This window comes from Cryobacterium sp. Y50, from assembly GCF_002929805.1.
Lineage (GTDB): Bacteria > Actinomycetota > Actinomycetes > Actinomycetales > Microbacteriaceae > Cryobacterium.
Window position 1 is genome coordinate 1 of sequence record NZ_PJJM01000055.1, and the last position, 20,606, is coordinate 20,606.

At 62.9% G+C, this 20,606-nt stretch carries 16 protein-coding genes and 1 pseudogene; 6 read left to right on the plus strand and 11 right to left on the minus strand.

Going from position 1 to position 20,606, the window contains the following annotated elements; all coding sequences use genetic code 11:
• Window positions 1-41: 41 nt before the first annotated feature.
• Window positions 42-215 carry a helix-turn-helix domain-containing protein gene (locus tag CXY73_RS21350; protein ID WP_158252955.1) on the minus strand — a complete coding sequence of 58 codons (174 nt, stop codon included), beginning with the start codon at window positions 213-215 and terminating at the stop codon, window positions 42-44.
• Between the two features lie 515 nt (window positions 216-730).
• Here CXY73_RS21350 and CXY73_RS01715 point away from each other — a divergent pair.
• The 4 genes from CXY73_RS01715 to CXY73_RS01730 all read left to right on the plus strand — a co-directional run bounded on the left by CXY73_RS01715 (window position 731) and on the right by CXY73_RS01730 (window position 4,127).
• On the plus strand, window positions 731-1,318 hold the full coding sequence (locus CXY73_RS01715; RefSeq protein WP_233198077.1) for an RNA polymerase sigma factor: 588 nt from the start codon (window positions 731-733) through the stop codon (window positions 1,316-1,318).
• Window positions 1,308-1,916 carry a hypothetical protein gene (locus CXY73_RS01720; protein WP_146071582.1) on the plus strand — a complete coding sequence of 203 codons (609 nt, stop codon included), beginning with the start codon at window positions 1,308-1,310 and terminating at the stop codon, window positions 1,914-1,916. The genes CXY73_RS01715 and CXY73_RS01720 overlap by 11 nt, the downstream gene beginning before the upstream one ends.
• 926 nt (window positions 1,917-2,842) lie before the next feature.
• Window positions 2,843-2,986 (plus strand): GPGG-motif small membrane protein, encoded by a 144-nt coding sequence (locus CXY73_RS22190; RefSeq protein WP_166786221.1) that lies wholly within the window; start codon window positions 2,843-2,845, stop codon window positions 2,984-2,986.
• Window positions 2,987-3,473: 487 nt separating this feature from the next.
• On the plus strand, window positions 3,474-4,127 hold the full coding sequence (locus CXY73_RS01730) for a DUF4232 domain-containing protein (protein ID WP_104134193.1): 654 nt from the start codon (window positions 3,474-3,476) through the stop codon (window positions 4,125-4,127).
• Window positions 4,128-5,037: 910 nt separating this feature from the next.
• Here CXY73_RS01730 and CXY73_RS01740 read toward each other — a convergent pair.
• From CXY73_RS01740 to CXY73_RS01780, 9 genes are all read right to left on the minus strand, one after another.
• Window positions 5,038-6,459, minus strand: a complete 1,422-nt coding sequence (locus CXY73_RS01740; protein ID WP_104176621.1) for a rhamnulokinase family protein — start codon at window positions 6,457-6,459, stop codon at window positions 5,038-5,040.
• A gap of 106 nt (window positions 6,460-6,565) precedes the next feature.
• Window positions 6,566-8,602 (minus strand): bifunctional aldolase/short-chain dehydrogenase, encoded by a 2,037-nt coding sequence (locus tag CXY73_RS01745; protein ID WP_104176622.1) that lies wholly within the window; start codon window positions 8,600-8,602, stop codon window positions 6,566-6,568.
• Between the two features lie 115 nt (window positions 8,603-8,717).
• Window positions 8,718-9,884, minus strand: coding sequence for an L-rhamnose isomerase (rhaI, locus tag CXY73_RS01750; RefSeq protein WP_199185242.1), 1,167 nt, complete (start codon window positions 9,882-9,884; stop codon window positions 8,718-8,720).
• A complete protein-coding gene (locus CXY73_RS01755) occupies window positions 9,881-10,261 on the minus strand; it encodes an L-rhamnose mutarotase (RefSeq protein WP_104176623.1) in 381 nt (126 codons plus the stop codon). Before CXY73_RS01755 ends, rhaI begins: the two co-directional genes overlap by 4 nt.
• Window positions 10,262-10,367: 106 nt before the next feature.
• Window positions 10,368-11,852 (minus strand): L-fucose/L-arabinose isomerase family protein, encoded by a 1,485-nt coding sequence (locus CXY73_RS01760; RefSeq protein WP_233198078.1) that lies wholly within the window; start codon window positions 11,850-11,852, stop codon window positions 10,368-10,370.
• Between the two features lie 102 nt (window positions 11,853-11,954).
• Entirely contained in the window at window positions 11,955-13,013 is a 1,059-nt protein-coding gene (locus CXY73_RS01765) for a rhamnose ABC transporter substrate-binding protein (RefSeq protein WP_104176624.1), read from the minus strand.
• A gap of 2 nt (window positions 13,014-13,015) precedes the next feature.
• Complete coding sequence (locus tag CXY73_RS01770) at window positions 13,016-14,143, minus strand: ABC transporter permease (RefSeq protein ID WP_199185243.1); 1,128 nt, start codon at window positions 14,141-14,143, stop codon at window positions 13,016-13,018.
• Window positions 14,136-15,176: an ABC transporter permease gene (locus CXY73_RS01775; RefSeq protein ID WP_233198079.1), complete on the minus strand. Its 1,041-nt coding sequence runs from the start codon at window positions 15,174-15,176 to the stop codon at window positions 14,136-14,138. The genes CXY73_RS01770 and CXY73_RS01775 overlap by 8 nt, the downstream gene beginning before the upstream one ends.
• Complete coding sequence (locus CXY73_RS01780) at window positions 15,173-16,672, minus strand: sugar ABC transporter ATP-binding protein (RefSeq protein WP_233198080.1); 1,500 nt, start codon at window positions 16,670-16,672, stop codon at window positions 15,173-15,175. The genes CXY73_RS01775 and CXY73_RS01780 overlap by 4 nt, the downstream gene beginning before the upstream one ends.
• Before the next feature lie 268 nt (window positions 16,673-16,940).
• Between CXY73_RS01780 and CXY73_RS01785 the strand changes: the two genes are divergently transcribed.
• Window positions 16,941-17,951, plus strand: a complete 1,011-nt coding sequence (locus tag CXY73_RS01785) for a LacI family DNA-binding transcriptional regulator (protein WP_104176626.1) — start codon at window positions 16,941-16,943, stop codon at window positions 17,949-17,951.
• 597 nt (window positions 17,952-18,548) lie between these two features.
• Window positions 18,549-18,923 carry a transposase family protein gene (locus tag CXY73_RS01790; RefSeq protein ID WP_146071583.1) on the plus strand — a complete coding sequence of 125 codons (375 nt, stop codon included), beginning with the start codon at window positions 18,549-18,551 and terminating at the stop codon, window positions 18,921-18,923.
• 287 nt (window positions 18,924-19,210) lie between these two features.
• Here the strand turns inward: CXY73_RS01790 and CXY73_RS01795 are convergent.
• Window positions 19,211-20,563: pseudogene (locus tag CXY73_RS01795) on the minus strand (ISL3 family transposase).
• Window positions 20,564-20,606: the final 43 nt, after the last annotated feature.

Sequence of the window (20,606 nt, forward strand, 5' to 3'; positions counted from 1 at the left end):
CGTAAAAGACAATCCTTGAAGGACGTCAGTCAGGGTTAGGGTCACGCAGCCTCAAGACTCTTCTCATCATTACCGTCAGGGCCTTTGCCGTGTAAGTGCCAGTCGTAGACGGTGGAGACAGGGATGCCGAGGTAGTTCGCCAGCTCGGCGACATCCATCAGGAGCTCCAACGCCTCGGGGGAGACAGCGACTGAAGTTATTTTGTTCGTGTTCATATTCCGTGGGTGCGACCGACGCACCTAAGCAATCAAAGACGACTAATACTGACCTGCTCTCCTTGTACGGCAGGGCCGGCACTGGGTATCCAAGGAGAGGGGCAAAACGTAAGTTTTCGGCGGGCTGTTCACGTAACCCAGCAGGGCGCGGATCGAGAGAAAACCGGGAAGTGTTTTTCCTCTTCACTGCGCGCGATTTTCCTCCAGTTCGCAGAAATCAGCACTCACCGCTTGGCGGGGATTTAGGTGACCGCGGCGCGTAGCGCGACCCTGCGCAGTCTCCTGAACCGCCAGTAGTCACCGCACTGTGCGTGGAAGTCATCGAGCGATGGCAGCAAGTTCTCGATGAAGCGGCCTTCGACACTGCATCGAGCATCCAGTCACTCTTAGCCACAAGGCCCACGTACACGGGCATTGACGTGGCCACGGGCGGGAAGCTGACACGGTAGATCGTGTACTGAGGAACCGTGCATGAAATCCCCGCGCCCTGCCGGACATGCCTCAGTATGAGAGTTGTGACCGACACCGACACCGACACCGACACCGGCGCCGAGCGTGAGAAGCGGATGCGCAACCTCGTCGAGCTCGTCGTCGACCCTGTGCGCCGCTACCTGCACCGCCGCACCGACGCCGCGACGGCCGACGACGTGGTCGGCGACACCCTTCTGGTGTGCTGGCGCCGCCTCGACGAGGTGCCCGACGACGTCCTCCCTTGGGCGATCGTCGTCGCTCGACAGTGCCTCAGCAACGCCCAACGCGCCGAGCGTCGTCGCACCCGTCTCATCGGCCGCATCATCGCCATCGACCCGCCGCCGGACGCTGCGGATGAGAACCCCGCAGCATCCACCATCGATGGCACCGGCGAGGCGGCCCGCGTGACCACCGCTCTGGCCTGCCTGCGTCGAAACGACGCCGAGATTTTGCGGCTGTGGGCGTGGGACGAGTTGACGAGCCCGCAGCTTGCTGTTGTGCTCGGCATCAGCGCCAACGCAGCGGCGATCCGCCTTCACCGGGCCAAGGCGCGCCTCAAGCAGGAGCTACTGAAATCCGCCAACGCGACCGGACATATAACTTATGACGAAGGGAGCGACGATGCACGATGATGACCGTGCGCTGCGCGATCAGCTGCGCGCCGCCGATCCGGCCCGTGCGCTGCCCCTTGCCTCGCCGACGTGGCTCGACAACAGAATGGAGCAGATCATGACCGACCAGTCCACTACCACCACGACCGTCACCCCCGAGGCGCGGCGCCCTGCCTTTCGGCGGTGGATGCCGGTGGTCGGCGTCGCCGCTGGCCTTGCCATCGCCGCCGCAATCGTCGCGCCCGTCGTTCTCGGTGGCCCGGAACCCACCGTCGAGTCGCTGCTGCCTCCCATGGGCGGAGGCCTCGCGAGCGGAAGCTGCCTCGTGCTCGAGCCGGCGACCGTCGCGGCGCAGGAGCAGGCGTTCGCTGCGACGGTGCTGCAGATCCAGGGCGACACCGTTTTGCTGAAGGTCACGGAGCACTTCGCCGGCGACGTTGCCGAGCGCGTCGAGGTGGCACAGGTCGACGCGATGACCTCCGACTTCTCGGGCGTGCACTTCGAGGTCGGCCAGAGCTACCTCGTCGGCGCAGTCGAGGGAACGATCACCGGTTGCGGCGTCACCGGAGTCGAGAATGCCGAGCTCCGCGCGGTCTACGACACAGCGTTCCCTGGCTGATCCACGCGTTCGAGAGCGGTTGGCGGGGACAGTGCGTGGAATCGTCCCATCTGGTATCGGAACGCTATGGCGGTCAGTGCGACCGCTGTGGCGTTTCCCAGAAACACCACGGCACCAGCACCACGGCAGCAACGCCGTGCGACTGGGCATGAGGCTTGGTCATTTGGAGCTGCGACACTGATAGAGGAAGATTGTGGAGGCTATATTTTCCATACCCTCACTGGCAAGTTAGAAGTGTCTGACCCAGAATCGCCAGTCTGGCAGCCAAACGCCTCGAACAACTGGCAGACGCTCCGCAGCATCCGCTCATACAAGAAATCGCTCCTGAGAATTCTCAGGAGCGATTTCTTTTTGTTCCGACCGGGCCGTTTCGTGAACAGTTTCGCGAACGGCCTTTTGGTGGGCTGATCACGAAACCCGCCAGGGCACCGATCGCAGGACATTGCGAAATGCGTTTTCCTCCGCGGGGAGGAACTTTTTCCTCCACAGGTGTCGCCCAGCAGGCGGCAGCAGGCCTTCACCGGGAAACGACCTCCGCGAGGGTGTCGGTCACCGGTGGATCCTTGTGGGCCGGGGCAGTCCTCCTCGAGCAGTTTCACAGCACGTTTGAGAATCTCGACCTCGGTTTCGAGTTGCCGGATCTGCTTCTTCGCTTTCGCCAGCTCGATGCTCTCCGGGATGGCGATTCCGGGACGTTCTCTGCGGTCGATCTGGTCCTGGCGGACCTAACTAGATCGCGGCGGCACTGACGGATTCTCTTGGTCATTTCGCATGGCCGCTAACACATGATGACAGCGTCTCACCTCCACGACATTCTGGATAAAACACAGTGGTCAGAGACCGAGCAGGGGGTACGTTCGATTCAACAGATCGAAAACCGCTACGGGCGTACGGCCCGTCGGCGCTGAATGAAATGGAGCAGCACCATGGCAACAATTCTCTGGATCATTGCAGTAATCCTCGTAATTGCAGGAATTTTCGCGCTATTTCGACGCCAGATTCTCTGGGGTATTGTGCTCATCGTCGTGGGACTATTGGTTGGTCCAGGTGGCGTGAGCCTTTTCACTTGAGACTGCGGATCGAGTAGCCGTTTCGGGGCGTAGCGGAGCTCCGGAACGGTTTCGGCGTGAAGGATCCACTGACGCTCTTCGTTGTCTGAGCTCGGCAAGACGTCCAGGAGGTGTTAACGCCAACCGAAAATATGGACATTTGTGCGGCGGTGTCTTGGCCCTATTTTCAGTCGGTGTGAACACGCAGAATCGTAGGTTGCGTCTTGCAAGCCATGGGTTATGAGGTACTTAGGTTCCGAGACACGTTACGGTAGCCGTGGATGATGTCTGCGACTATGTGCGGCGCGTACCCGGTCGCAGAGCTGCGATTTTGCGAAGATAGTCCTTATGTGAGGCTTGGATCTGACGGAGGCTGCCACCGAAGTCGCTGCCATGCTCTGCACAGACGGACTCGCACCTTTAGACGCAACGCCCGAGAACGCTGCCCCAGCAGTCGTGCGCCGCAGCTGCATGCATCAGTCGACACCACGATAATCCGAGGAAAATCATGAAGAAAATTTCTGCACTCTGCTCCGGAATAACCGTCATTTTCTTCTTGACTGGCTGCGCTGGCCAGGTGAGCGGTGAGGCAGCGTCTTTAACTCCGTCGCCCACTAGTGCCGCTGATTCTTCGGCTTCCGCTTCGCTCGTAGCGCCTGATCCGGGGGAGTCGGACCCCACCGGCGAAGCATCGGTCCCCGCACTCGATGCGGATGTGACGCCGATGCCCGGCGGAGCCGCTGAGTGTGACGGAGACGACCTGGGTATTTCTATCGCCGCACAGCCGATGGCCAGCGGAGCCGGTTCGTTCTTCTCCGAGATCACGTTTACTAACACCAGCGGCGACGCCTGTTGGGTCGAGGGACCTCCTTCCATCTTCAACCTCGCGGACAGCGCTACAGGGGCGGTCGTCGGGAAGCGTGCGGCAGACAGCGGCATGCCGGAGTTGGTGCAGCTCGCTCCTGGCGCGTCTGCTTACAGCACTATCCATTTCAGCAATGCCGGAGCGTACGACTGTGACACCGTCGTCGCCGATGTGGCCAAAGTGAGTCCGCCCAACTGGGATTCGTCACGGACCATAACGCTGGAAAGCCCCGTCACCGTATGTAACACACCCGCTACCTACACGGTGTCGTGGATCAGCGCGACCAGTCTCTTCTGATCTAAAGGCATGGGCAGCGACTGATTACGCCTGTCGCGAACTAGTAGACAACCGGGTCTTATGCCAAGTATCGGTCACCGGCTTGTCAGGAATGTCCTCTTCTAAGATCGGCCTTTATACAGTCGCACGATACCGACAATGATCAAGACAACAGCGGCAACAGCGCCAGCAAACAAAACAGCAACGGTTGGACCAGCGATGTCCGGGTTGACGATGAAGATGAGGCCCGCGGCGAGCAGAACGACCAGAGGCGTGTGCTCTGATCGCGGCCAGCGACGCTATGGACGCTCAGGTCCAAATCGAGGGCCTGACGGTCAAGAGCTCCCGCGGGCAGTCAGCCGCTCAACCGCTTCTCGCCGAGTCGTGCCTGGGTAGAATCGGAGCCCTGGCCGCCTTGCGCTCGTTGGGCCTGGCGAAGAATCAGACCGCGGCCTCCGCAGCCGGTGCCGCCCTGGTATCTCGCCGGTGGCACGCGCCGAATGCCACCGGGCTCCGACGGTGATCCGCACCCGCCCGACTAGCCGCGCGACTCCCGGCCTGGTCCTTACACCTACCGGCCCACTGTGCCCAGGAGCGATTTCTTTTTGTTCCGACCAGGCCGTTTCGTGAACAGTTTCGCGAACGGCCCATCTGTCGGGCTGACAGGATTTGAACCTGCGACCCCTTGCAGAATCAGGGCGATTCTGGACGTAACCGAATGTCTCGGGAACTCGCGAATTCCCTTGATTTTGCAGGGAACCGGGTGGTTCACTGCTTCCGAGTGTACGCGTCTATGTTCGGTCGGTCACGGTTGATTCAGGTGGGTTAATGATGGCCGCTAGCGTTACACAACGTTGTCTGGCCTCTTGGAGTCGACGGACTGCCAAGGCTCTCAGGTCGTGTACCAACTCGTGTCCGTAGCGCGTGCTTTTCAGGCGCGCGGGACGTAGCGCCTCGGCGCGAACGCCCGGGCGACCAGGGCGCGCAGGCTTTCGAGGCTTCCGGTGACCAGGCCCTGCGCGCGCGCCTGCACCAACACGTTGCCAATCGCCGTCGCCTCAACCGGACCGGCCAGCACGGGCAGCCCCGTGCGATCGGCGGTGAGCTGGCAAAGCAGTTCGTTTTGAGAGCCGCCGCCGACGACGTGCACGGTGTCGATGCTGGTTCCCGAGAGTTCGGCGGCGACCCGCAGCGTGTGCGCGTAGGCATCCGCGAGGCTTTCGACGATACTGCGCACGAGCTCGACGGGCGTCGCCGGCTCGCGCAAATCGTGCTCCCGGCAATAGTCGCGAATGCGACTCGGCATGTCGCCCGGCGGGAGAAAGCGCGGATCATCCACATCGAACACGATGACCGGCTCACTCCACGCGCCGGCCTGGGCCAGCAGGCCGGGCAGATCGAAGGTCTGCCCGGCCAGCTCCCAGGTGCGCAGCGATTCGCTCAGCAACCACAAACCCATGACGTTGCGCAGGTAGCGCACCCGTCCGTCGACACCGCCCTCGTTGGTGAAATTCGCCGCCCGGCTCGCCTCGGTGAGCACCGGCCCGGCTAGTTCAACACCGACGAGCGACCAGGTCCCCGACGAAATATAGGCGGCATTACCCGAGATCATCGGCACGGCCACCACAGCGGATGCCGTGTCATGCGACCCGACGGTCATCACGTCGATGCTGTGGCCGGTTCCGATCTCGGTCAGTACCTCGGGAAGCACCGAACCCACCCGGTTTCCCGCATCGACTAACCGCGGAAACAACCCGCGCGGCAGCCCGAGCCGGTCGATCAGCTCGTCGTCCCATTCTCTGCCCGCAACATCGACCAGCCCCGTCGTCGAGGCGTTCGTGCGCTCCGCGATCTTCTCACCGCTCAGCCAATACGTGATCAAATCTGGAATAAGCAGCATCGAATCGGCGTCGTCGAGCGCGCCGTCGAGTTGGTCGGCGGCCAGCTGGTACAGCGTATTAAAGGGGAGGAATTGCAAGCCGTTGCGTCCGTAGAGCTCAGGCGGTGGGGCGATCGCATGCACGGTGGTCACCCCTGCCGCGGTGCGGGTGTCGCGGTAGTGAAATGGGTTGCCGAGCATCCGCTGCCCGCGCAGCAGCGCGTAGTCGACCGCCCATGAATCCACGGCTACGCCGAGCAACTCCGGTTCCTCGCGTACGGCCGAACGCAGGCCGTTGATGGCACCGCGATAAAGGTCGAGAATGCTCCAGTGCAGCCCATCGATCGTGCGCACCGGGCTGTTCACGAACCTCGCCACCGAGCGGATGTTCAGTTCGTTGTGTCCGACATGACCGAGAATGACCCGCCCGCTTGACGCGCCGAGGTCAATCGCCGCGACCGTGCCGGCGTTCATGCGCCACGTTCCTTACCGAGAGCGGTCGCAAGGAACACGATTGCCTTGCAGAACGACCGCTCTTGTTTATATCGGGCGCAGTTCCCGGCGAACATGGACATTTCCATCAGCGCAAGAACGCGGCGGCCACACCGGCGTCGACGGGAATATGCAGCCCGGTTGTGTGGCTCAGGTCGCTCGTGCAAAGCACGAACACGGCGTTGGCGACGTTTTCCGGCAGCACCTCACGCTTGAGCAGCGTGCGCTGGGCGTAGTACTTGCCGAGGTCCTGCTCGTCGACACCGTATACCGCGGCGCGCTTGGCGCCCCAGCCGCCGGCGAAGATGCCCGAGCCGCGCACGACGCCGTCGGGGTTGATGCCGTTGACCTTCACGCCGTATTCACCGAGCTCGGCCGCGAGCAGCCGCACCTGGTGGGCCTGGTCGGCCTTCGTCGCCGAGTAGGCGATGTTGTTTGGGCCGGCGAAGACCGAGTTCTTCGAGGAGATGTAGATGATGTCACCGCCGAGCTTCTGGTCGATGAGCACCCGGGCCGCCGCGCGCGACACCAGAAAGGAGCCCTTGGCCATCACATTGTGCTGTAAGTCCCAGTCGGCGATGGTGGTCTCGAGCAGCGACTTCGACAGCGACAGCCCGGCATTGTTCACAACCAGGTCGAGCCCGCCGAAGGCGAGTACGGCGGCGTCGACGCCGGCCTGCACCTGCTCTTCGTCGGTGACGTTGGCCTGCACGCCGATGGCGACGTCCGTGCTGCCGATCTCGGCGGCCACGGCCTGCGCCTTGGCCAGGTCGAGGTCGGCGATGACGACGCAGGCGCCCTCGGCGGCCAGGCGGGTGGCGATGGCCTTGCCGATGCCGGAGGAAGCGCCGGTGACGAGCGCGACGCGGGTGGCGAGCGGCTTGGCGGCGGGCATCCGCTGCAATTTGGCTTCTTCGAGCGCCCAGTACTCGATGCGGAACTTCTCGGCCTCATTGATCGGGGCGTAGCTGGAGAGTCCCTCTGCGCCCCGCATCACATTGATGGCGTTGATGTAGAACTCGCTCGCGACGCGGGCGGTTTGCTTGTTCGCGCCATAGCTGAACATGCCCACTCCGGGAATGAGTACGACGAGCGGGTCGGCGCCGCGAATCGCGGGTGACTCCGCCGTCTTGTTGCGGTCGTAGTAGGCCTGATAATCAGCGCGATATTCCTCGTGCAGGGTCACCAGGCGAGCGAGCGATTCTTCAACGGATGCCCCGCTCGGCAGGTCCAGCAGCATCGGCTTAACTTTGGTGCGGAGGAAATGGTCCGGGCAGCTGGTGCCGAGGGCGGCCAGCCGCGGGTGCTCGGCGCGGGCGAGAAAGTCGAGCACCTCGGGGGCATCGGTGAAGTGCCCGACCTTGGGGGCGCCGGTGGAGACCAGCCCTCGAATCGTCGGCGCGAGAGCGGCAGCGCGCGAGCGGCGCTCGGCCGGCTCCAATGCGGAAAATCCGTCAAGTAGCGGCCCGAACGGCTCCGGCCGTGAGTGCTCCTCTATATAGGAGGCGGCGGTGTCGATGATCCAGAGCGAGTTCGCCTCGGTGGCCTCGCTCGTGTCTCCCCAGGCAGTGATGCCGTGACCGCCGAGAATGCAGCCGACGGCCTGTGGATTGGCCTCCTTGATCGCGGAAATGTCGAGTCCGAGCTGAAAACCGGGGCGACACCAGTCGACCCAGGCCACTCTGTCGCCGAAGATCGTCTGCGTGAGCGCTTCGCCGTCGGCCGCGGTCGCAATGGCGATGCCGCTGTCGGGATGCAGGTGGTCGACGTGCGCCGCGTCGACGAGGGCGTGCATAGCGGTGTCGATCGACGGCGCCGCTCCGCCCTTGCCATGCAGGGTGTAGTCGAACGCGGCGACCATCTCGTCTTCACGATCGAGGCCGGGGTAGACGTTCTTAAGCGCCAGCAGCCGGTCCATGCGGAGTACCGCGAGTCCCTTCTCGGTGAGCGTGCCGAGGTCTCCGCCGGAGCCTTTCACCCACAACAGTTCCACGGCCTCACCGGTGACCGGGTCGGTCTCCGTTCCCTTGGCCGAGGTGTTGCCGCCGGCGTAGTTCGTGTTCTTTGGATCGGCGCCGAGGCGATTCGACCGGGCGATCAGTGCTGCTGCGTGGGGGTTGGTCATGACATTCTTCCTAGCTACGGTCAAACGGATGCGAAACGGTCGGGTAGATCCTGCAGCTGCCGACAACTGTTGCTCGTGCAGACAGCCGCAACTATTGGCCGGAGGCCGGGGCGGGCTACGCGCCCCAGCCGGCCTGGCTGCCGCCGACCCGTTCGGCGGCGATTTTCGCCTGGTAGCCGGCGGCGGCGTAGGCGGTCATCGGGTCGCCGGCCAGTCCCCGGCTCTCCCGCCAGGCAGTGAGGTTGGGGCGCACGTCGGTGTAGAAGGCGTCCATCAGAATGCCGTTGGCGCCGAGCACGTCGCCGTTGTTCTGCGCGAGGGTGAGCGCGTCCTGGTCGACGAGCAGCGCGCGGGCGGTCATCTCCTGCACGTTCAGCACGGAGCGGATCTGCCCGGGAATCTTGTCTTCCACGTTGTGGCATTGGTCGAGCATGAACGCCACCGTCGACTCCGGGCCGTAGCCGCCGCCCCGAATGACCTCGTACAGAATGCGGAACAGCTGGAACGGGTCGGCCGCGCCGACGATGAGGTCGTCGTCGGCGTAGAACCGCGAGTTGAAGTCGAAGGAGCCGAGCTTGCCGAGGCGCAGCAGCTGGGCGACGATGAATTCGATGTTGGTGCCGGGAGCGTGGTGACCGGTGTCGAGGCAGACGCTGGCCTTGTCGCCGAGCGCTGCGACCTGCGCGTAGCTGGTTCCCCAGTCAGGAACGTCGGTGTGGTAGAAAGCGGGCTCGAAGAATTTGTACTCGAGCACGAGCCGGTGCTCATCGCCGAGGCGGGCATAGATGGCGGCGAGTGATTCGGCGAGGCGGTCCTGGCGGCCGCGAATATCGCCCTGGCCGGGGTAGTTGGTGCCGTCGGCGAGCCAGATCTTAAGGTCGGTCCCTCCGGTCTCGTGCATGATCTCGATGCACTCGAAGTGGTGGTCGATGGCCTTCTGTCGTGTCGCCGCGTCGGTGTGGGTCAGGCTGCCGAACTTGTAGGCATCGTCCTGAAACGTGTTCGAGTTGACGGTGCCGAGCACGAGACCCTGGTCGGTTGCGAACGCACGCAGGGCGGCGTAATCGTCGACCTTGTCCCAGGGAATGTGCAGCGCCACCTTCGGCGCCAGGCCGGTGTAGGCATTGACCTGCGCCGCGTCGCAGATCTTCTCTTGGATGGTGCGCGGGGTACCGGGCGTTCCGAACACCTTGAACCTGGTTCCGGAATTACCGAACGCCCAAGAGGGTAGCTCGATGGCCTGCGCCTCGAGTTGGGTGAGTACGGCAGCACTGATGGTCACGAGGTACTTCTTTCTGTAGCGGTTGTGGTGAGGGCGTCGAGCTGGTCTTCAAGGTGAAAGACTTCGGTCAGTTGCAGAAACCCGGTGTCGGGGGAGCCGTTGAGTGCGACAAAAAATTCACTCATCTCGGCCTGCCAGCGCGCGTTGACGGCGGTTGCCGCCATGCCAGCCTGAGCGGATGCCAGATCCGCTGTTTCGAAATAGCCGATCAGCAGTCCGTCCTGCCGAAGAAACAGCGAGTAGTTGTTCCAGCCGGTGGTTTTGAGCGCCCGGAGCATTTCGGGCCAGACTGCCGCGTGGCGCTCGCGATACTCGTCGATGCGTTCTGGCTTGACGTGTAACGCAAAGCACACGCGGCGTGCGGCGGTGTTCGTCATCGGTGACTCCTCCAGGAGTAAATGAATCGTTTCAATTATGGAGTGTAGGATGCCGGGTAGCAAGACCGGATCGAGCGGAGCCCGCTTCCGGCGCGCGGTTCAGGCGCTAGACGAGCGCGACATGGCGGTGCTCGATTCCCAGCAGGCTCGCGGCAGCCTTGATGTCGGCGGCGCGGTGGCCGAGGCTAAGTGCCCAGTGGTGGCCGATGCCGGTTTGGCTCCACTCGTCAACCCAGCGACCCGGATCGCCGCCGAAGTCGACACGGGAGGTCGTGTTGCCGATCGCGAGCAGCGGACCGGGCACGACCGTACCCTCCGAGGTGACGAAGACGTAGCGCCCGTCGGGGTCTTGTCCGACACCGAAGGTCGTTACAGGTCCGGGCTGCACATCGAACTCTACCGACACGCCCCAGCCGCGTTTTCCGTGGTAGACGCCCAGCCCGCGCAGTAGGGGTTCCCGTGCGCTCACGGCGAGGTGGGCGGGCCCGTCGTGCCCCATCTCCACGACGTTGTCGAAGAAGTTGAGCGCCTGAATTTCGGTAAATGACCCGCCGGCTCCGATGGCCTGGCTGGACAGCATCGCGATCGAGGTGCGCAGTTCGTATTCACCCGCCATCGGAATTCCACGGGCGGTCAGCAGCGAGGATCCAAGAATCAGGCCGGCGCCGAGCCGTTCGTGCTGTTCGCCGGCCAGGCCTCGATGGTAGTAGGCGACCGAATCGAGGTCGAAGTCTGCCACCAACCGGTCCAGCCCGACCGAAACCTTGGCGCCCCAGGCGAAGTCCTCCTGTTGGACCGAATCGTCGACCTTAAACAGTTGCGACGCGAGGTGCATGCGTTCCCGCACCGCGGCATCCGTTACCTCGTCGACCCGCACACGCAGGTCGTCGAACTCGAGCACCTCGACGTGAGAGCCGAACGTGGTCGACACGCTGGTGAGATCGGTCGAGACATCGAGCATCCCGGGGTAGACGTGGCCCATGAGACCGTGGCGGGCGGTGCGCAACGTCGCTCGGACACCGGCCGCATGCACCCACGAGATTATGCGGTCCCAGGCGCTGTCCTGCTGCAGATAGCCGGAGACCGACCGAAACGGAATGCCGGCCCGCCGAAAGACGTTGGCGACCTCGGGAACCGGGCATTGACCGCAGTAGGCGAGCCACTGGCCGGTATCGAAGGTGGCATGGTTCATCGCTTCGGTCGGCTGCAGATCGATGACCAGTACTGGGGTGTGCGACTTCTGGGCGATCGGCAGCACCATCGACGAGGTGAGGTAGGTGGCAAGGAAAACCACGATGAGGTCACAGTCCGCAACGCGTAGCTTCTCCGCGGCCGTCTGGGCATCCGGAGCGTCGGAGATGAACCCGGCATCGATCACGTCTGCGTCAAGGGCCGTAAACCGATCGGTGACATACCGTGCGGAGTCCTGTAGCAGGGGGAGGAGATCGGGAAATTGCGGCCAGTAGGCGCCCAGTCCGCCGGAGACCAGGCCGATTCGGGTACGGCGACGCGTTTTGGGCTCGAGCAGGCCGGTGGGAAGAGCGCGCCCACCGGTCACCGTAGCGGCGTTCGACATCGTGGTGTTCGTCATGGATCACTCCTGCCTCTGAAGTTCGTGAAGTTGGGCGGTCGAGGGCTGTGGAACGGATGCCGCAGTATCCGTTCCACAGCATCCGCTGCCTGTGAGGACTACTTAGAAGTCGTAGTCATCAATGTTGTCGGCGTTGAACGTGGTCGGCGGGCCGACGATGACGATCCCGTCGGCACCCACCTCGCGCTCACCGAGGTCGCCGGCGTCGAAGGTGTCGCCCTCGGTTCCGGTGATGGTTCCGTCGGCGAGAGCCTTGCCGGCGAACGCGGCGACGTAGCCGAGCTGTGCCGGGTCCCAGAGGGCGAACGCGGTGACGGTGCCGTCCTTGACGAACGGGCGCATTTCATTGGGCAGCCCGAGCCCGGTTAGCGCGACGGTGCCCTTGTAGTTCGAGGTGGAGAGATAGCGTGCCGTGGCCGCGATGCCGACTGTGGTCGGAGAGATGATGCCCTTGAGGCTCGGGTAGGCCTGCAGCAGACCCTGGGCCTCCTGGAACGACTTGGTGTCGTCGTCGTCACCGTAGACCTTGGCAACGAGGGAGATTTCCGCGTATTCCGGGTTGGAGGCGAGCTCCTCTTCGATGAACTTAATCCACTCGTTCTGGTTGGTCGCGTTGGCTGTGGCCGAGAGAATCGCGATTTCTCCCGATCCGCCGATCTGCTCGGCGAGCAGCTCAATCTGAATCAGCGCGACGTCTTTTGCGATGACCTGGCTGATGAACACGTCTCGGTACTTGGGGTTGGTGTCTGAGTCGAACGCCACGATTTTGGCGCCGGCAGCGCGCGCTTCCTCGAGCGCCGGACCGACGGCATCCGGGTCGTTGGCAGCGATCACGATAACGCTGGTGCCGGCCTGGGTTTCGGCATTGATGAAGGAAACCTGGCTGGACGCACTCGCTTCGAGCGGCCCAACCACCTCGGTGGCGGCGAAGCCGGCGGCGGTCGCGCCATCCTCTCCTCCGCCGAGAACCACATCGGTGTACGGGTTGTTGAGCTGCTTGGGAATGAAGGTGATGCTGAGATCTCCCTCGGCTCCGCCTCCGGTGCCGGCGTCGCCGCCGGAGGCGCACCCGCTCGCGACGAGGGCGACAGATGCGGCGGCGGCCGCGAAGGCGAGGAGGCGGCGAGTGCGCCTCGTCTTGGTATAACGAATGAACTCCATTGTCATTTCCTTTCCTGAACGCCGGATGCTGTGGCGCGGGTTGCTCCCGAGGCCGATGCCTGGGGAAGAGTGCGGCGGTGTCGCCGGGCATGAAGCCATTTCGTGACGCCTTCGAAAATGCTGGGGGCGACCACGGAGGCGATGAGCAGGGTGCCGGTAACGATAATCAGCACCACGTCGGAGATTCGTCCCAACCGCAAGGTAAAGTTGATCGTTCCGATCAGCAGTACTCCGGCGATGGCACCGGGAATCGCCCCCTTGCCGCCGAAGATGGAGACACCGCCGAGCAGCACGGCAGCGATCACCGTAAGTTCGAGGCCGCTGGCGTTGTCGCTGCGAGCGCTCGAGTAGCGCAGGGTCCAGTAGATACCAGCCAGCGCCGAGACGGAGCCCGATGCGACATAGAGCCAGAACTTGGCTCGTACCACTTTGATACCCACGAAGATGGCAGCTTCCTTGCTATATCCGAGGGCAAACAGGCCACGACCAAACGGAGTGAGGTGCAGCACTACGCCAAAGATGATGGCGACGAGGATCACTCCGATCATGACCGTGGGTATTCCGGTGCCGCCAATTTTCGAGGTGAAGAAGCTCGTGAGCGCTGGCGGGAAGTTGGCTACTGCGTTGTCGCCGATCACCACGAGCGCCAGGCCGCGAAAGAGAGCTAAAGTACCGATGGTCACGGCCAGAGAGGGGAGGCCGAGAACCGCTACGAGCAGACCGTTGAAAGCCCCGGCAAGTACTCCGGCGATCAGGCTGATGATGAGCACAGGCCCGATATCGAGGCCGGCGCCCCAGAGCACCCCCATCAAGGCGCTCGTGAGACCGGCGATACTCGCCACCGAAAGGTCGATCTCGCCGGTGATAATCACTAGGGTCATCGGCAGCGCGATGAGCAGCGCAGGAATTACATCCAGGAGCAGAAAACCGGTTGAGACCGGGCTGGCGAACCGGGGAATGAATAGCGCTGCGTAGATGACGAACGCGACGAGGGCGTAGATCATCACGGTATCGCGGCTGAGCAGGATTCGTGCGATTCCGGTTCGGCCACCCACGGATGGCACTGCGGCCGTGCGAGTGCCCGATTGGTTGGTCGCGGTCGGGAGTAATTCGGTCGGAGGGTTAAACATCGCGTGCCTCACTGAGTCGGAGCTTCTTCGCTGTTCGAATGCGGGCGATTCGATCGATGACGATCGCGGCGAGGATGAGCAGGCCGACAATGGCCTGCTGCCAGAATTTGTCGACGCGAATGGCGGTCAGTGCGCTCGTGATCGTGGTCAGTAGCAGCGCGCCGATCGCCGCTCCGATCACGGTTCCACTGCCACCGAAGATCGCGACGCCGCCCACGACGGCAGCGGCGATGATGTCGAATTCGAGGCCGGTACCGGTCGTTGCCCCGACCGAGTTAAACCGGCTGGCGTAGAGCACGCCGGCGAGACCCGCCAGCACTCCGTTACTCAGAAAAGCGAGGAGCACGCGGCGAGTCACCGGAATTCCGAACAGTTTCGCCGCTTCCGGGTCGGAGCCGATGGCATAGAGGTCACGGCCGGGACGGGTGGACGCCATGAAAATGGCGACGATGATGACGACGACGATCGCGATCAGGGTGATGACGGGAAACCCGGCGATGGTGTCGACCGACAACGCGCCGAAGCTATCCGGTCGGTCTCCGGCAAAGTACTGCGTACCGCCGGCCCAGGCGTTGTTCAGACCACGGTAGATGTAGAGCGTGCCGAGGGTGATCACGAGGGATGGCACTTTGGCGACGGTGACCAGACACCCGTTGATGCTGCCGAGCAGGGCGCCGAGTGCCATTCCCGCGAGAAACACCAGCACAATGGGAATGCCCGGAAAAGTCACAAACAGGGTTCCAGTGCTGAATGCAACAATTCCGAGGATCGATCCGATGGACAGGTCAACGTTGCGGGTGACGATCACCATCGCCTGACCGACGGAGAGGATGATGACGATCGTCGCGTTCAGGAGCAGGTCTTTTACGCCCTGCTGGCTCAGGAAGAGCGGATTGGCCATGTAGGTCAGGGTGACTAGAGCGATGAGGGCGAGCGTGACCGGGATCTCCCGCAGCCGCAGAACGGCAGCGAAACCGTTCGCACGCCGGGTCGTCGTCTCGGATGTTGCCGGTGGTGAGGTATCGAGGGTCACAGTGAATGCTCCAATTTTGCGGTGGCCGCGTGCATGACCGACTCGGCCGTCGCATCCGCTCGGGCGAGTTGTGCCGTGATGCGGCCTTCGTGCATGACGAGGACCCGGTCGGCCATGCCGAGCACTTCGGGTAGTTCGCTGGAGATCATGAGAATCGCGATGCCGCGCCCGGCGAGGTCGGATAGCAGCCGGTGCACCTCGCTCTTGGTGCCGACGTCGATGCCGCGCGTGGGTTCGTCGACGATGAGAAACGACGGTTCGGTGGCCAGCCATTTGGCGAGCACAACCTTTTGTTGGTTGCCACCGGACAGCGTGGAGACCTTGTATTCCTGGGATCCCGTCTTGACCTGCAGTCGGGTGGTCCACTCTTCTGCGGCCCGACGCTCGGTTGTTCCGTTGATGAGGCCGAACCGCGACAGGCGGTTGCGCAGGGTCAGAGCGGCATTGCGCGCCACCGAGAGGTCCATCACAAGGCCCTGCTTGCGACGATCCTCTGGCACGAAACCCATGCCGGCATCGATCGCGGCCTGCGGATTGCTCGGCTTGACCCGGGCGCCGTGCAGTTCTACCGAGCCGTGATCGTAGGGATCGATGCCGAAGACGGCGCGAGCGACTTCGGTGCGACCGGCGCCTACGAGACCGGCCAGGGCCACGATTTCGCCAGCTTTGACCTCGAAGCTGATATTGGTGAAGACACCGGTACGGGACAGGTCCGAGACTTTGAGCACCGTCTTGCCCACATCGGCGATCACCTTGGGAAACAGGGCGCCAATGTCCCGACCGACCATCTCGCGCACGATCTGGTCCGTGGTGACCTCGGTGGTCTGGTGGGTCGTGATGTACTCACCGTCACGCATTACGGTGATGCGATCACACAGTGCGAAGACCTCGTCGAACCGGTGCGAAATGAAGAGGAGGCCTGCACCACTCGTCTTCAGGGCGCGCGCCACCTGAAACAGCCGCTCGACTTCGACGCCCGAGAGAGCCGCCGTCGGTTCGTCCATGATGAGTACACTCGCGTCGAGGGAGATAGCCTTGGCGATCTCGATGATTTGTTGATCGGCGATTGAAAGTCCCTCGGCGATCCGGTCCGGCTCGATGCGCACGCCGAGCCGTTCGAACAGGGCGCGAGCCTGGTTGCGCATGGCCGACCGGTTGATCAGGCCGAGCGCGTTCTTGGGCTGGCGCCCGATGAAGATGTTTTCCGCGACCGTGAGATCGGGAAAGAGTGTTGGTTCCTGATAGATGACGGAGATGCCGGCTGCTTTGCTGTCGGCGACGGTGCGAAAGGTCACCGGACGTCCCTTGACCAGAAAGTCACCGGCGTCGAGGCTGTACAGTCCCGCCAGAATCTTGACCAGGGTGGACTTGCCCGCGCCATTCTCGCCGACCAACGCGTGGATTTCCCCGGGGAGAATCTCGACCACGCCATCGGCGAGTGCGATGACCGGACCGAAAGCTTTCGCCGCCCCGCGCAGCGACAGTAGCGGTGTCATCGACCGTTTGACAGTCGGTTCAGGGCTGATGCTCATCTTGGCGTAGTGCCTCCACGTTCAGGGAAAAAAACTAAGTGAATCGTTTCATTTCGGTTGCCATGTGAATACTATGGGGAATGTCGATCAACCGTCAACAACGAACTTGAGGATCGTTTCCCAATCGAAATGAATTGCCATTTGTGGGGTTGATTCGTTTCAGCCTGATCGGGGCCGACCAATAGGCTGGGACAAAGATCCCCGAAGCCAGCCGGCCAGTAGAGGAGTCAACGTGGCATCGATCAGTGTCAACGACGTCGCCGCCGCCGCCGGAGTGTCGGTGGGCACGGTGTCGAACGTGTTGAACCGGCCCGACAAGGTTTCGCCGGGAACAGTCGCTCGGGTACGGGCGGTCATTTCCGATTTGGGCTTCGTTCGAAACGATGCTGCCCGCCAGTTGCGCGCCGGCCGCAGCCGAAGCCTAGGACTCGTGGTGCTCGATGTCGCCAACCCGTTCTTCACCGATCTTGCCAGGGGTGCCGAAGCTCGAGCATCCGAAGAGGGACTGTCGGTTCTCCTCGGCAACACCGACGATAACTGTGCGCGGGAGGCCGCCTACCTCGACTTGTTCGAGGAGCAGCGCGTGCACGGGGTGCTGATCTCGCCCCTTGGTGACATTAGCGAGCGGCTTACTCTTCTGAGGTCCCGCGGAACGCCGACCGTGTTGGTCGATCGGCAAACTGAAGACCATAGTTTTTCCTCGGTTGCGGTCGACGACGTGGCGGGCGGGCGCCTCGCTGCGCAGCACCTGGTGGACATCGGCAGAACGCGCATCGCCTTCGTCGGCGGGCCGAGCAATATTCGGCAAGTGATCGACCGGCTGCAAGGTGCCCGCGAGGCTGTCGCGGAGCATCCGCTTGCCAGTATCGACGTCGTGGATACGGACGCGCTCTCAGTATTGGCCGGCCGCGCCGCTGGCCAACAGATTCTGGACCGCGCACCGGGTGAGCGGCCTGATGCAATCTTCGCCGCCAACGACCTGCTCGCCATCGGAGTGCTGCAGGCGCTCAACATGCGCGGCGACCTGCTCGTGCCCCGCGATATCGCATTGATCGGCTACGATGATATCGCCTTTGCCGCCGCCGCCGTTGTACCGCTGTCGTCGATTCGCCAGCCGAGCGCGCTGATCGGCTACACCGCCGTCGACCTGCTGCTGCGCGAGGCCGAGGGCGGCGACGCGTTTGAGCACGAACATATCGTGTTTCAGCCCGAACTGGTCGTTCGCGAGTCCACCGGGGCTTGAGGTCTGCATCGGGGCGGAATCGTTATGGCCAAAATTGGAGCGGAAGGACCTCGAAAAACGTAGGGATACTCCTTCCGACGTGCGATTTCTCTGCTGCCAACTTGAGCAAACACGAGCTTTAAGCTCGCACAAAGCATCGGACCGTCGTGCTTGCGCCTGGCCTCTTTGTGCGTGCGAGCACACGGGGCTCTGCGATTAAATCGGCTCTTTAGAATCGCCATGTCCGTGGCTAGGTAGAGGTCCCCAATTGGACTGGAGAGAGCACCAGAGATTTGGGCTCTCCTGACGTAACCGTGGGTAGTTTCCGAGCGCCTTAACGAGTGCACGCCGCTTTCCGTCTAGGTTTCTAACTGACAAAGGCAAGAAACACAGGGACGAGAAAACGGCGTGCAAAACTCAACACTATGGCGAACTCTGCTCGGAGTCGACGAGACCATCGCCGAAGCGGTCAATCTCAACGTGGACACCGGCATTGTAGTCGCATCGGTGCGACCAACGGCGTCGATGCGGAACCCCTGTGGATCCTGCCGAAAACGCTGCACCCGCTAATACGCTGGTGACGGTCGCCGCCACTGGCGGTCGCTGGACGCTGGCTCGGTGCAAATTCAGTTAGAAGCCGCGGCACCGCGGATGAGTTGTGGTGAGCACGGCGTTACCGTCGCTGCCGTCCCGTGGGCTCGGCATCAAACCGGGCACACGCTGCTCTCTGACGACCAGATCGCGTGGTTGGCCACGCAGACTTCCAAAACGGCGATCACTGTGTTGATGCGCATCGTGTGGCGCGCCATCGGGGCGATCATCACCCGGGTCTGGGCTGATGTTGATAAGCAGGTCGATCAGTTCGCGGACCTGAACCGGATGATTGCGCGCGGCGTGGCACGCGCAATGAGGCAGGACCGGCAACTTCACAACCGCGCCCCGGCCGGCGGACGTACAAATATCGTTGACGACGATCGTTTCGGGTACTCTTAATTGTCGTTTCTCACCTGTGTATTTTTCTGGCGCAGGGCAGCCGCCGGGCGATTCAATGTGTCGGCTGTCGGATTAAAGCTCAGTATTACGTCACGCCCGAGAAATGGGCAACTCAACCGGCAAATCAAATGGAATACAAAAAGGGCTCTCCTGACGTAACCGTGGGTTAAATCCGGCCGGGGAGCACGGGTTTGTGCCCGCCGAGGCTGAGCATGGCGAGGGCGNTTCACTGGTGAGTCGCAACGGTTAATGGCGTTGTTTCGGGGCTCTCCTGACGTAACCGTGGGTTAAATCCGGCCGGGGAGCACGGGTTTGTGCCCGCCGAGGCTGAGCATGGCGAGGGCGATGAGGGCGTCGGGTGTTTTGAAGCCGAAGGCGATGCGGGTCATGAGGCNGATGAGGGCGTCGGGTGTTTTGAAGCCGAAGGCGATGCGGGTCATGAGGCGGATCTTGGTGTTCATGGATTCGACGCGGCCGTTGGAGAGGCCGTGCTCGATGGACGCGAGGATCGCGGTGCGGTGCTTGACGATGCTCTTCTGCAGTTTCACGAACGAGGGGATGCGGCAGCGTCGGGCCCAGCCGACCCATTTGTCGAGGGCTTCGGTCGCTTCGTCGAGGGGCAGTTTGAAGATCACCCGGAGGCCTTCCTTCAGGTAGTAGGCGCGTGCCAGGCGAGGGTCGGTCTGCACGATCCAGGCGAGCTTGGCTTGCTGCTTCTCGGTCAGGTTTTCCGGGTTCTTCCAGAGGGCGTAGCGGCAGTTCTTGATGCCGGCAGCTCGGGCGCTGTCCGGGCGAGCGGGAGCGTCGGCGGCTGGCCGGCCGCGGGTGCGTCGGGCATCGTTGTGGCGGGCGGCTGTGCGGGCATCGTTCCACGCGGCCCGGCGGACGTCATCGAGGGCTTCGGTGGCCCACGTCACGACGTGGAACGGATCAGCACACCGAACGGCGTCGGGCGCTTTCTCCGCGACAACACTGGCGATCCAGGCCGCACCGTCGGCCGAAACATGCGTGATCTGGGCTGAACGCTCCGGGCCTAACGCATCGAAAAACGTCGCGAGGGTGGCTTTGTCCTGACCCGGCGCCGCCCAGACGAGGCGGCCGGAATCGTGGTCGACGACGCAGGTCAAATACTTGTGGCCGCGCTTGTAACTGATCTCGTCGATCCCGATCCGCGTCAGGTCCGCGAACTGGTCGTACTGCTTTTCGGTATCGGCCCAGACCCTGGTGATGATTGCGCCGACGGTGCGTCACGCGATGCGCATCAGCACGGTGATGGCGGTCTTGGATGTTTGCGTGGCCAGCCACGCGACCTGATCATCGAAGAACACAGTGTGACCGCTTTGGTGCCGGGCCCACGGCACGGCGGCGACGGTCACGCCGTGGACGCGGCAGGACACTCGGGGCGCGTCAGCTTCAAGGTGAACTTGAATTGACCCCACGTCCAACGCCCGCCAGCGACGCCGCCCATCGCCGAGGTCGTAGCGTGGGCAGCGCTTCTGACAGGACCCGCAGCGGTTCCGCTTCACTGCCATCGGACGCACCGACGCGATCAGAATCCTGCCCTCCAGATCAAGATCGACGTCCTCGACGAACGTGTTCTCGACACCAAGGAGGGTTCGCCATATTCTTAGAGTTCGCACGCCGCTTTTTCCGTTCCTAAGTTTCTTACCTTTGACAGTTAGA